The 12,699-nt window shown below is 60.5% G+C and carries 10 protein-coding genes; 5 read left to right on the top strand and 5 right to left on the bottom strand.

The genetic code is table 11. The annotated features are described in order from the left end of the window. The first annotated feature begins 117 nt into the window (after window positions 1–117). The 5 genes from LQ220_RS16895 to LQ220_RS16875 are packed head-to-tail and all read left to right on the top strand — an operon-like array spanning window position 118 to window position 5,506. Complete coding sequence (locus LQ220_RS16895; protein WP_230189302.1) at window positions 118–540, top strand: hypothetical protein; 423 nt, start codon at window positions 118–120, stop codon at window positions 538–540. After that, window positions 485–2,287 carry a terminase large subunit gene (locus LQ220_RS16890; protein ID WP_230189301.1) on the top strand — a complete coding sequence of 601 codons (1,803 nt, stop codon included), beginning with the start codon at window positions 485–487 and terminating at the stop codon, window positions 2,285–2,287. Before LQ220_RS16895 ends, LQ220_RS16890 begins: the two co-directional genes overlap by 56 nt. Then, the gene (locus tag LQ220_RS16885; protein ID WP_230189300.1) at window positions 2,284–3,558 is read left to right on the top strand and encodes a phage portal protein; all 1,275 of its coding nucleotides are present in this window, start codon (window positions 2,284–2,286) and stop codon (window positions 3,556–3,558) included. The genes LQ220_RS16890 and LQ220_RS16885 overlap by 4 nt, the downstream gene beginning before the upstream one ends. Window positions 3,559–3,560: 2 nt before the next feature. Next, window positions 3,561–4,184: an HK97 family phage prohead protease gene (locus LQ220_RS16880; RefSeq protein WP_230189299.1), complete on the top strand. Its 624-nt coding sequence runs from the start codon at window positions 3,561–3,563 to the stop codon at window positions 4,182–4,184. Between the two features lie 23 nt (window positions 4,185–4,207). Further along, complete coding sequence (locus LQ220_RS16875; protein ID WP_230189298.1) at window positions 4,208–5,506, top strand: phage major capsid protein; 1,299 nt, start codon at window positions 4,208–4,210, stop codon at window positions 5,504–5,506. A gap of 182 nt (window positions 5,507–5,688) precedes the next feature. Here the strand turns inward: LQ220_RS16875 and LQ220_RS16870 are convergent, their stop codons facing one another. The 5 genes from LQ220_RS16870 to LQ220_RS16850 are packed head-to-tail and all read right to left on the bottom strand — an operon-like array spanning window position 5,689 to window position 12,674. Beyond that, window positions 5,689–9,060 (bottom strand): hypothetical protein, encoded by a 3,372-nt coding sequence (locus LQ220_RS16870; protein ID WP_230189297.1) that lies wholly within the window; start codon window positions 9,058–9,060, stop codon window positions 5,689–5,691. Next, window positions 9,048–9,470 carry a hypothetical protein gene (locus LQ220_RS16865; protein WP_230189296.1) on the bottom strand — a complete coding sequence of 141 codons (423 nt, stop codon included), beginning with the start codon at window positions 9,468–9,470 and terminating at the stop codon, window positions 9,048–9,050. Before LQ220_RS16865 ends, LQ220_RS16870 begins: the two co-directional genes overlap by 13 nt. Further along, complete coding sequence (locus LQ220_RS16860; RefSeq protein ID WP_230189295.1) at window positions 9,470–10,090, bottom strand: hypothetical protein; 621 nt, start codon at window positions 10,088–10,090, stop codon at window positions 9,470–9,472. Before LQ220_RS16860 ends, LQ220_RS16865 begins: the two co-directional genes overlap by 1 nt. After that, on the bottom strand, window positions 10,090–10,683 hold the full coding sequence (locus tag LQ220_RS16855) for a hypothetical protein (RefSeq protein ID WP_230189294.1): 594 nt from the start codon (window positions 10,681–10,683) through the stop codon (window positions 10,090–10,092). The genes LQ220_RS16860 and LQ220_RS16855 overlap by 1 nt, the downstream gene beginning before the upstream one ends. Beyond that, window positions 10,680–12,674 (bottom strand): phage tail tape measure protein, encoded by a 1,995-nt coding sequence (locus LQ220_RS16850; RefSeq protein ID WP_230189293.1) that lies wholly within the window; start codon window positions 12,672–12,674, stop codon window positions 10,680–10,682. The genes LQ220_RS16855 and LQ220_RS16850 overlap by 4 nt, the downstream gene beginning before the upstream one ends. Window positions 12,675–12,699 lie beyond the last annotated feature (25 nt).

The following is a 12,699-nucleotide window of genomic DNA, read 5'->3' as shown; positions in this document are numbered from 1 at the left end:
TAGTCAAATTTTCGCGCGTGCGGATTAAACCTTTGGGGTGAATTAAACTTTCGCCACCAATTAAATTGCACGTTCATGTTACTGTTATTGCGAGTAATTCGCTTCTCGGAGAGCGCTATGAAGAGAGGTCCGAAGCCGGAGACCCCTTCGGTAAAGCTTTCGCGCGGCACATTTCAGCCGGTCCGCGATGGCGTCAAAACAGAGATCATCGTTCCCGGCGATCCGCCGATCATGCCCGACTATCTCACGTCCGGCGCGATCGACGTGTGGCAGGAAACTATTGGGCGCGTCATGTCGGCAGGGGTGACCGAGGTCGATAGCGCTCTTTTCGCGCGATACTGTTCGCTCGAAGCCTTGGTGCGGCTGGCGTTCAAGGCCGGGGGCGAACCTCCGCCAGCCGCATACCTCACGGTACTTCGTCAGCACGAGGAGCTGCTGCGGATCGCCGGACCGAAAAGCCGCGTAGGTGGCGGAGGAACATCGGATGCCGCCAAGCCGGGCAACCCGTTCGCGCGGAACGGACACCGGGCACGCACGTGATTATGCCAGCATCGCGCTCGCATATGCGAAACGTGCCGCTGGTGACAAACAACAACTTGATCATTGCAAGTGGGTTCGCCTCGCCGCGCAGCGTCACCTAGACGATCTGAAGCGGCAACGGGCTAAGGACTGGGGCTACCGGTTCGACCCGTGGCACGCCAATGACATCTGCGACTTCATGGAGAAGCTGCCGCACATCGAGGGCGTCTGGGAAAAGCCTACCATCGTCCTGGAGCCTGCGCAGATATTCATCCTCGCAGTCGTGTTCGGCTGGCGTGTCAAAGCCACGGGCCTACGTCGGTTCACGGTTGTGTATGAGGAAGTTGCCCGCAAGAACGCGAAGTCGACCAAGACGGCCGGCGTCTCGCTCTATTGCCTGGCGTGCGAGAATGAGGTCGGTCCGCAGATCCTGACGGCCGCCACGACGTTCGACCAGGCGAAGAAGGTTTTCCATCCCGCAAAACGGATGGTCGAGAAGATGCCCGAACTGCAGGAGGCGTTCGGGATTATCCCATGGGCAAAGTCCATCACGTGCGCAGACAATGGTGGCTACATGCAGCCGTTGCATGCAAAGTCCAAGACTCAGGACGGTCACAACCCGCACCTGGTTACGATGGACGAGCTGCACGCTCACTCTGATCGCGGCCTCTATGACGTGATGCGTTCGGCATTCGGTGCCCGTAAGCAGCCTATGCTCTGGCAGATTACGACAGCCGGATCGAATACTCATGGTGTCTGCTACGAGCAGCGGACGATGGCGACGAAGGTGCTTGAGCGGTCAGTTATCGCCGAGCATATCTTCGGCATCATATTTACGCTCGATGGCCCGAAAGACTTCACGCCGGAGCGCAAAAAGGGCGACGATCCTTACGATGAGCGGAACTGGGGTAAGGCCAATCCGCTTCTCGGCGCCGCGGTGCAGCTGGACGAGCTTCGAAAGTACGCAATAGAGGCACAGAACAGCCCATCTGCGGAAGGTGAGTTCAAAACCAAGCGGCTGAACATATGGATCGGTGCTGCATCGGCATGGCTCAATGTCAGTCAGTGGATTGCCTGCGGCAACGACAAATTGAAGCTATCGGACTTCCGGGGACTGGATTGCTACATCGGCGCCGACCTTGCCGACAAGGATGACATCACAGCTGTGGCGCTCGCGGCGATTGATGCGAGCGGCAAGCTGCTATTGAAAACATGGTTCTTCCTGCCAGATGCCGCACTGTCACGAGCTGACCCGGCATCCAAGCAGATCGTCGAGTTATACCGTCAGTGGAAAGCTGGGCGTCACCTGTGGACGACGCGCGGAGATTTCGTCGATCACAACAAAGTGGAGCGCCACATTCGGCGGCTGCATTCGGCGCTGAACGTCAAGAAGATCACGTTCGACCAGTTTGCCGCAGCCCAGGCCATGGCGTCGAAACTGAATGAAGATCTGGGCGACGGTGACAATGAGCTTGCCGGCATCCTGTCGAAGAACGCCAACAATGTCACGGATCCTGCCAAGGATCTCGAAGCGCGGGTCAAGGCTGGCGCGCATCAGATTGTTCACGACGGCAATCCAGTAATGACGTGGATGGCCGGGAATGCGGTGGTTGACCGACGGGTCAACGGATCGATCATGCCGAAAAAGGAGACGCCGATGTCGCTCAATAAGATCGACGGCATCGATGCGACCATCAATGCGATGGCACCCATGCAGTTGCCCGACGAATCGTTGGACATCGACAGCTGGATCAAGAGCTACGCATGACCGGCTACAGACTGTCCGCTGGTGCTGCTGCTGCCGAAGCTCGGTATGCGCAGTCGATGGAGCGCAAGGACGTGACGGTATTCCGCGGAGGGCAACCTGCGGGCGCCCATGATCGGGATAACTTCGTCACCAACCGCATAACGGTCGCCGAACACAACGATTCCGGCACGAGCAAGAATGTTCTGGGGCTTTCAACCACATGGGCGTGCGTCAACTTTATTGCCGGGACGATCGCATCGCTGCCCCTCACCGTCTATCGAAACGGGCCCGGTGGTGTGCCGGTCGAGGACAAACAACATCCGCTGTACTGGCTGCTGCATACCAGCCCGAACTACGATCAGTCTGCGTTCGACTTTTGGGAGTTCATGGCCGCCTCGATCGAACTGCAGGGCAACGCCTATGCGGAGATCTCGGCGCGCAATGGCGGTTATATCACCGCACTGACGCCTATCCGGCCCGACATTATCAATGCGCGGCGGCTGGCCAGTGGCGACATCGAATATAAATGGACCGATGATGGCAGGCAGCGGACCGTGACGCAGGAGCAAATGCTGCACATCCGGGGCTTCGGCGGATCTCCTCTTGGCGGACTCTCGCCGCTCACGGTGTGCCGTCAGGCATTTACGGCCGCCGCATCAGCCGACAGCGCAGCGGCCAGAGTGTTTGCAAACGGTGTTCTATCGAGCGGCATCCTGACGAAGGAAGGCGGGACGTTGACGAAGGAGCAGCGCGCCGATCTGGAACTGCTGCTGCAGGAGAAGTTCATTGGGTCGGCGAACGCCGGACGCCCGATGCTGCTGGATGGTGGCCTTAAGTGGGAAGCGCTGTCGATCGATCCAGGCGATGCGCAGATGCTGGAAAGCCGCAAGTTTGGTGTCGAAGAGATTTGCCGGATTTTTGATGTTCCGCCGCACCTTGTGGGCCACACCGAAGGCAACACCACGCTGGGCAGCAGCATCAAGGAACAGACGCTCGGCTTTGTGAAGTTCAAGCTGCGCAAGCGCCTCAAACGCATAGAGGGTGCCCTCGAAAAGCAGCTTCTAACGCGCGCAGATCGCGATGCAGGCGTGTCGATCGAGTTTAACATCGAAGGCTTCCTGCGCGGCGATAGCGAAGGTCGAGCCACTTTCTACAACATCATGAAGCAGTTCATGACCAAGAACGAGATCCGAGCAATCGAGGGGCTCCCCCCTATTGCCGGCGGCGATGTGCTCATGGCGCAGATGCAGGACGTGCCGCTTCAGGACGTCATTGCCGGGACAAAGGAATAGCGATGATACATCTGGATTTTCCACTGGACCTGAAGGATGTCAGCGAAGACGGTACGATCACGGGCTTGGCTGCAGCCTATAATAACGTCGATTACGGCGGCGATGTAATTCTGCCAGGCGCGTTCACCAAGACTCTGAAGGGTCGCAAGGCGCTTCCCATGCTTCTCTATCATGATCAGCGTCTGCCGATCGGCGTTTGGAACTCGTTTGAGGATACGGCCAAGGGTCTGAAGATGACCGGCAAGATTTCGAAAGCGACGTCTACCGGACAGGAAGCGCTGGCACTTGCCCGCGACGGCGCTCTCTCTGGCTTATCGATCGGGTATCGCGCCGTTAAAGAGCGCTACACGGAAGAGGCTCGCGAACTGATCGAGGTCGGACTGCACGAGGCGTCGCTTGTGGCGATCCCGATGAACGAGCGCGCTCTCATTTCCAGCGTCAAGGACATTATGGCCGACGGCAAGGTGCCGACGGTTCGCGAATTTGAGCAATTCTTGAGGGATTCAGGGTGCTCGAAAAGCCTGTCGGTCGCGATTGCGGCCAAGGCTGCGCCACTTCTTCGGGGGGAGCCCGAGGCAAAGGCCGATGATGACATGCGCCGCTATCTTGAGTTGATGCGCGCCTAATCCCTTTCTCACGGAGAATACACATGAAGAAGAATATGTTCATGGCGCTGGGCGCCATTGGTTTCCTCGGCGTGATCACTGCCAATGAACGTCGCCTCGGGCGGTACATCCGCGACGGTGAGGGTCACCCTCCCCAGACTAAAACCATTGAGCAGCTGGCTGCCGAGACTAAGGCCACTTTCGAAACCAAGCACAATGAGGTCAAGGCTATCGCCGAGAAGGCGCTTGCCGAAGCCGAAAAGGGTACTCCGCTTGCCGCCACTGCCAAGGAGCTGGCTGACCAGGCCATCACCGGCATGAATGAAGCTAAGTCTCGCATGGACGAGATGGAGCAGAAGATGGCGCGTCGCACTTCGGAAGAAGATGGCCCTGCAACACCGGGTGAGCGCTTCGTTGCCGACGAGAAGTTCAAGGCGTTCGCAGGCGAAACCCGGCCGCGTGGGCGTATTCTCGTCGATGTGAAGGATATCTCTTCACTGACGACCGATGCGGCTGGCAGCGTTGGTGCTTTGATCCGTCCAGACCGAGCAGCGCCCGTAATGCTGCCGCAGCGCCGCATGACCGTGCGTGCGCTGATTGCGCCTGGCAACACGTCCAGCAACTCGATCGAATACGAACGCGAGAAGCTGTTCACCAACAACGCGGCGCCCGTAGCCGAAGGCACCGCCAAGCCGCAGTCGGAACTGCAGTTCGAAGATGCCGTCGCCACCGTCCGCACGATCGCACACTGGATGCGTGCATCGGTGCAGGTGCTTGCTGATATCCCGACCCTGCGGTCGATGATCGATCAGCGCCTGCGCTATGGTCTCGCCTACAATGAAGAGCTGCAGTTGCTCAACGGGTCTGGCACCGGCCAGAACCTGCCCGGTCTCGTCACCAATGCGACCGCGTATGCAGCGGCTGGCGGACTGACCGCTTCGAGCCAGATCGATATCGTCCGCCTGATGATCCTTCAGGTGGCCCTGGCGGAATATCCCGCCAACGGCATCGTGATGAACCCCATCGATATGGCAGCGATCGAGATGGCGAAGGACGGTCAGGGCCGATACCTGATCGGCAATCCCCAGGGCACCATCGATAAGCGTCTGTGGGGTCTGCCAGTGGTCGAAACGCAGGCAATGACCGTCGACAAGGCGCTGGTTGGTGCCTTTAATCTCGGCGCTCAGATCTTTGACCGGCAGGATGCGACCGTTGAGGTGTCGACCGAAGATCAGGACAACTTCATCAAGAACAAGGTTACGATCCGCGCAGAAGAGCGGCTTGCACTGGCGATCTATCGCCCGCAGGCATTCGTGTACGGCGATCTCGGCCGCGTAGTGTAACCTCTCTGGGGCGGGCTACGGCCCGCCCCGGTCTTTCCCATGTCGGAGAATGGCCATGATCAAGGCAATACTTCTAAAACCACTAGATGGAGAGCCAGAGGGCGCTGAACGCGAATTCAGTCAGGCTGATTTCACCATGTTGGAGGGCCTGAAGGCAGTCGCTCGCGCGCCGGAAGATCTTCCTAAAGCGCCAGATGCGCCCAAAGCGACACGCCCTGCCCCAAAACCGAAACCTTCCGCAAGCTGATGCGAGTTGTCGTCGTCACTCCTCCTGACCCTATTGTATCGTGGGAGGAGATCGACGCACACCTGCGCCTCGACGGGGATGCCGAACAAAAGGCATATGTCGAGGCGCTGGTTGCGGCGGCCACGGGCGTGCTCCATGCACCGATCAGCGTAACGTTGTCCGCGCCGCTTATCCGCCCGTCGCTGCTCCATAGGGGCAGTCCATTGGGGGCAGGAGGGTCGTTTGCCCATCCCGATGGCGTAAGATTACCTGTTGGCGCCGCGGGCGCGCCGCTGGACCTGATCCAGATGCGGCGAACCGTATCGCCGGTTGCGCCATCGTTGCCCGCCGCGCCCGCCGCCGCCCAAGTGATGTTTTCGATACGCGCGCCAAGCGTAATTAGGGAAGTATCGAACCAAAACCGGCGGTCAGCTGTGGTTGCGACTTCTCGAACGAACGTGGCGCCGTGGTAATAGCGAACGGTTTTGCCGTTGTAGACGATTTGCATCGTTACCCCGGCGGGCTGCACGCCATAATCTGCAATCAGGGAATTGCTTTCCCATATCTGAAGGTGGCTATTTTCCGCCATATACCAGGCATAATCCAAGCTGGCGTAGCTGGCATCGGTGGTCGGATCGGAGTTCAACCCGACCATGATGCCGTGAACATTTGTAGGGTTCTTGAAGCTAAGCGCCGCACCTCCAGTGAACGACTCCGACGAATAAGCTGAGGCATCCCAAATCACCGGCGACCCGCCTACCTTCTGGATGAAATTCGGGCCGACGATCGTGTTGCTATTGAAATTGACCAAGCCGAAATTGGCCGGGCCGGTGTATTGAGCCCACTGATAATCCGCCGGGTTTGTACTTTCGACGGACGTCGTCTTGTTGATGGCGCGGCCGATAAACGCACGGCCTCCGGGCGCACCAGTCGTGAAATTAACGGCCCCGTCTATGCTGTCGGCATAGGCGTTCCATTCATAAAGCGTAAAGCCATCCGCACCTGGCGCACCGGGGGCGCCATCGCTGCCGTCGCTGCCAGCCGTTCCCGCGGCCGCAAATGTTATGTTTTCGATCCTTCCCCCAATCGGAGCAATGGCGCTGTCGAAATATAACCGCAAATTGGGCGGGGCAGGCACTTCTCTCGCCAGCGCGGCGCCGTACAGATATTTTACAGTTCGGCCGTTGTAGACGATCTGCATAAGCGTTCCGGCAACGTATGCTCCGACCAACTGAATATACGTTCCATTCTCGAATATATTGATGTTGCCGCCCCCCGCGTCGAGGTGGAAAGCATAATCGATATCCGTGTAACTGGCTGTCGTGGTTGGGTCGGTATTCAGGCCCGCCATTACCTCTTGGCCGGCGTTGAACGTAAAGCTTGTCTGAGCGCCGCCCCTGAAATTTTCGCTGGAATAAACGGATGCTTCGCCCCATGTCGGGAAACCGCTGCCCGCTATTTTCTGCGCAAAGTTGGGCCCTACGATCGAGTTGCCGTTGAAATTGACCAGCCCGAAATTTGAAGGACCGCGATAAGCGGACCACTGGTAATCTGCCGGGTTCGTAGATTCCGTCGGTGTCGTCTTGTTTACTGCGATGCCGATATAGGCGCGACCGCCGGGCGATCCGGTTGAGAAGTTGATCTGGCCATCGGCGCTGTCGGCATAGGCTATCCAAGTGTACGGCGTCACTCCGTCTGCTCCAGGAGTGCCTGGTGCGCCATCTGTGCCAAAAGCCACTTCCGCCGCGATGTTGTCGCGATCCTCCGGCGAGGTCAGCGACGGTGTCGGCGGCGCGGTCCCGATGCGGCCCAGCGCGAAATCATGCTTGCCATCGGTCTCCGATACAAAGGTCAGCGTCACCTTCATGGTCGCCGGATCTATTGAGCGATCGACGATCACGGCATCAACATCGGCCAGCCCATGGTCGGTCGGTAGATTGAGCGTCAGCATGTCGCCGGGTCCAAACTTGCGCAGACGCGGCTTGCACACCAGCGTGATCGGAAACAGCTCTCGCCCGTTCACCAGTTCATAGGCAGCCAGTTGCGCCGCCTGGTTCTTCTGCTGCACCAGATTATACTGGCGCTCCTCGATCTTCTCCTCACCATCCTCGGTGACATAGGCGGGCACGCTCACCAGATCGGAAGGCACATATTCCCACTTATGCGCTTCAGACCGATACTTCGGTATGATGCCATTGCGCCGATTGCGCCAGCTTTGCATCGGCGTCGTCTCGGCATCGTCGTCGGCCAGGTCGACGGCCGTGACGGTGTCGAGCGACACGCGCGGTGCGTTGATCTTGCAGCCCAGCTTGCCGCCGGTGAACAGCGGCTCTGCGCCACCGGCCTGCAGTATCTCCTTCAGGTTCGCCCAGCGGTCGCCCGGTTCGTAAATCCCGCCGCCCACCTTCCAGCCATTGGCATCGCACACATTGGCCAGCGTGACGAAATCGGCGATCCGGATGCCTTCGCCGGGCAGGCCGACGCCAAACACCTTCTTGCCCACGCGATAGCGCCCCAGCGCGTAGCTCAGCGCGTGCAGGCCGGGATTTTCCGAATAGACCCACGTAGATTCATCATTGATGCGGCACGCGCCCGACCCACCCGGATAGGTGCTGTCGAGGCGGGGATCGTACACCTTCACGCCGAGCACCACATGCCCGATCGAGGGCACGCCGCTGGCGAAGCGCTTGCCGTCCTTGTCGAACTTCAGGTTCAACATCACAGCGCACTTGCTCGACAGCTTGTGCGCGCTCGACCAACCCGGGACACCCGCGAAACTCGGCGTCAGCGCGGTTTCGGTGCCCTGTCCCAGTCGGATATCGCGATACAGGAAGCCCGAATAATAGCCCGTGGCGGCGTTGGCGCTGAACGACACGGGTGCATAGTCCAGATAGGTCGCTTCCACCGACTGCACCGGCCCTGCCACCGACAGCAGCAGCACCATGGCACGATAGGGGTTCGGGACTTTCTTCAGTGTCGCGCCATAGCCGACATCGTGCCGCAAGATACCGCCGATATAGGTGCGTCCCATGACATAGGGCGACGGCGCGTCGCTGGCGATCAGCACCTGGTTGACGGCGCCGCGGGCAGGCGGTTTCTTCGCCGTCAGTTGTGCACCGATACTGGCAACCGTCGCGGCCACCGACGCGATCGTGCCTATCGTCGCCAATGTGCTGGCGGAAATCCCCGCGACGGTCGCCGCACCGGCAGTTGCGCCCGCTGTGCCGATCAATCCCGCTCCCGCCGCAGCGCCGACACCGGTCGCGACCAATGCCACCGCACCTGCAATCACCGCGACCGTACGTAACGTCTTGCTCACAGCCGCCATGCTCCGATCAGTTCCCGCACGATCAGCGGCTTGATTCCGCTCGGATCGTCGGGATGCCATCCCAGCAGCTTGTCGCCTGCCGACACCACGATGCTGTCGAAGCCACCTGCATCCTCCGGATCGCCCGCCACCAGCGCCAGGTCGCCCAATAGCATCGCTGCAGGCGCAATCCGGGGCAGCAGGCTGTCGAGCAGCGCTGCCAGATGGTCATGCCCGGTGGCCTTCAGCGCGGATCGTGCACCCAGTGGCGACCGCAGATCGGGAATGGCCGGGGGGCGATGCCCCATCTGCCGCATCTGGAACCGCGCGAGGTGGATGCAGGTCGACCGGTTCCGCCAGTCAAACGCCCGCGCACGGTACTTTTGCATCGTCTTTTCGGTGGCCATCTTGCGCCGCAGCAGGTCGGACATCAGCGGTAAATCTCCCGCAGCACGTCGCTGCTGTAAGTGCGCGGAATACTGGTGCCATAACCGGCCCCCGGCTGCGCCTCGGTCCCCCACGCGACCGCCGTGCCCAGCCCGGTGGCATTGTCCTCGCCCAGCTCGCCGGGATAGACGCGCTTGTGGAATAGCGGATTAAGGCTGTTGCCTTCATTCCCCGCGAACAGCCGCTCGGCGGTCGAAACGAAACTGATGTCCAGCTCGCGCTTGCCTTTGCCGGTGCGCAGCAGCGCCGTATCGATCTGCCCATGAAACAGCAGGTCGGGTGCTTCGACCGGCACATCGGTGGCGACGTCCAGTTCGGCGATCCAGAAGCGCGTGACGCTGCCCTGCATGCCCGGTGCGGATATTTCGGTGGCGGATGCCGTGCTGTTGGGCAGGAATGTCAACTGGAATGCCGGCACTTCGTCGCCCACGCCTTCGTTGAATGTCTCCATCGATCCGATAACGCCGAAGGTCGGATCGGCGGACAGGAACGTTTCTGTCCCCGCCCCAACATTGGCATTCACGAACCCGCCATCGCACAGGCGGATCGTTCGCCCGTCGCGCAGTTCCATCTTCATCAGCCCTACAAGCTTGACCGCGCTCATCAGGCAACTTCCTCGATCGAAAAACCGATGCCGTCGATGATGCCGCCGACCTGCAGGTTCCAGCTTATTGCCCCGTCGACCAGCCCTTCGATCATCGGCATCGCCAGATTAACCGTCGCGCCGTCAGCAAAGGGATGGCGCAGGTTCGGACTGATCGCCACCAAAGCCGCACCATCACCACCAATGGTCCAGGGCGCGCGTACATTGTGCAGATAATGCCGACCGTCCGCGCGCACGAGGGACAGCCACCAGCCTTCGCGGATGACAAAGCCCGGCGTGCCACCCCGCAACGCAATGGCGTTACCCGACTGGCCAGCGCCATTGACCACCAGCGAACCCCCGCCCGACTGGTCGACCCCCTGCAAGGGATAGGCGACGCGCAGGCCTTCGGTCTTCGCCGCCAGCAAACGCGCCACGGCCACCCGCCGCGCTTCCGCCGTCTGCGGCGCCAGCGTCATGTCGACGCGAAAGCGATTGCCGTTGCGCCGCAGATTCAGCGTCTCCGCACCGGTAGCGGGACGAATGACGCCGCCATATTCCAGCATCGATGGCGTCGCGTTGTTGGGCACAAGGCCCGCAGGAAATGTAATCATGCAAGCCTCCGGCTACCGCGCTTTGCGACGGCCTTCTGCGCACCTGCACTTGCGGCTTGCGATCCGGCGACGACCATCGGCGCGGCAACATTCGCGGCCCGCCCGTCGACGATCACGTCGAACAGATCGCCCTTGACGACCTGCACCCGCAGGCCATTGTCATTGACACCGGGCCGACTGATGTACCGCCCGACCGATCCCGACCCGACATAGCCGCCCGACTTGAACCCTGCGAGCTTACCTGCCCGCAGCGCTTCCAGCGCAGGCACCCCGATCCGCCGCACGGCATCGGCATCGAACACATATTCCTGCCCATGCACGACGCCGGCGACATCGCCGACGCCAAAGCTGCCGGTGTAGCCACCCGACGAAAATCCCTTGAACGCAGGCGCGTTTAGCTTCTTTGCTACCCCGGCCCCGAAGAGCCCGGCACTCCCCAACTGCGTCACCAGATTCAGCACGCCGCCCAATATGTCGAGGAAGCCGCCGCTACGAATGCCGTTGGCGAGGCTCGACAGCGACTGGTTGATGTTGCTCGCCATCTCGGTGAAGCTCTGGCTGATGGCCTGCGTTTTCTCTTCCGTCGAGATGCCCAGGCCGTTGAGCATCTGGGTCCACTGGGCATCGACGCGCCATTGAGCACTGGTGCTCAGTTCCAGACCGGCATTCAGATCGACCGAAAGCTGCTTCGCCGCCTCGCCGATATTCAGCAGTTCCTTCTTCGACGCGATCAGCGGCGCGATGCGCGCCTGATAGGCATCGTTGGTTTCCTTCGCCTGCTGCGGAAAGCGCCGCTCGATATCATACTGCGCTTCGAGCAGATCAGCCGAATAGCTGAAGCCATCGTTGCGCAACGTCAGCAGCGCGATCTGCTGTCGGATCTCCTCGTTGAACGCCTTGGTATCGGCGACCAGCTTGGCGGCGCTGTTATCGACTTTTGCACGCGACGATCCGCCACCCTTCGGCTTTCCGCCACTGCCCGCCAGAAAATCAGGGATATCGTCATTGGCGGGAAGCGGGGGTAATGTGACCTTCGGAGCGCGTGAAGCTGCAACGGCTCTGTTGAGGAGAGCAGTCTGCCGACGCACTTCGGCGGCTGCCGATGCCACTGTCGCACCGCTGCGCGAGGCACTGGACCGGCGCAAGCCGACAAGTTGCGAGGGCGCCTGCGCACGCTGTATGGCGCGCAGTTCAGCCAACGACTGTTGAAGCTGCTTTTTACGAAAACCGATATCCGTCCCGGCATCGGCATAGGCATTCGCGGCGGCATCGCCACCCGCATAGCCCCCGAAAGCACCAACGCCTGCACCCACCAGACCATAGCGAGATCCCGCGGCAGCACCTGCAAGAGCAGCGGCAAAGCGGGGATACTCCGCTACGAACCGCACAGCCTTGCCAGTCAGCATCTCAACCCCGTTCGCGAGCTTGATGATGGCATCGGCATTGTTCGCAACAGCCGCAGATATCTGCGTTTCCAGCACGAACTTCATCTTGCTGATCTTGTCGGCGGCTTCGTCCGCCTTCGCGGCCATTTCCTCGGTGACAATGCCATAGCTGCTCAGTTCGGCGGCCTGCGCCTTGATGGCGTTGCTGCCACTGGACAAAAGCGTGTCGAGCTTCTGGCCCGCGCGCCCGAACAGGGCGACTTCGATAGCAGCCCGCTTTGCAGGATCGGGAATACGCGCAATCGCGTCGGCGACATCGGGCAGAATATCGCTGGTCGTCCGCAGCGCACCGTCCGCGCTCCGGATACTCACACCCAGGGCGCTGAACACTTCGGCGCTGGAAGCGCTACCCAGTTGCGCCTTGCCGAGGGTCTGGGTGAACTTGCCCAACCCCTTCTCCATTTCCTCCTGGGAAACGCCGACTTGTGTCGCGGCATAGCGATACACCTGCAGATCCTCGACGGTTATGCCGATCTGCTGCGATACCTCACCCAGACCGGATGCATAATCGAGGGCCGACTGTGCGACGCGGAAATGTGGCTGCATTGCCAGTCTCTGCCGGAGGTTAAAT

The sequence above is a fragment of the Sphingobium sp. CECT 9361 genome (assembly GCF_918741285.1).
Classification (GTDB): Bacteria; Pseudomonadota; Alphaproteobacteria; order Sphingomonadales; family Sphingomonadaceae; genus Sphingobium.
Note: the sequence above shows the minus strand (reverse complement) of the source record. Positions and strands in the feature narration are given on the sequence as shown.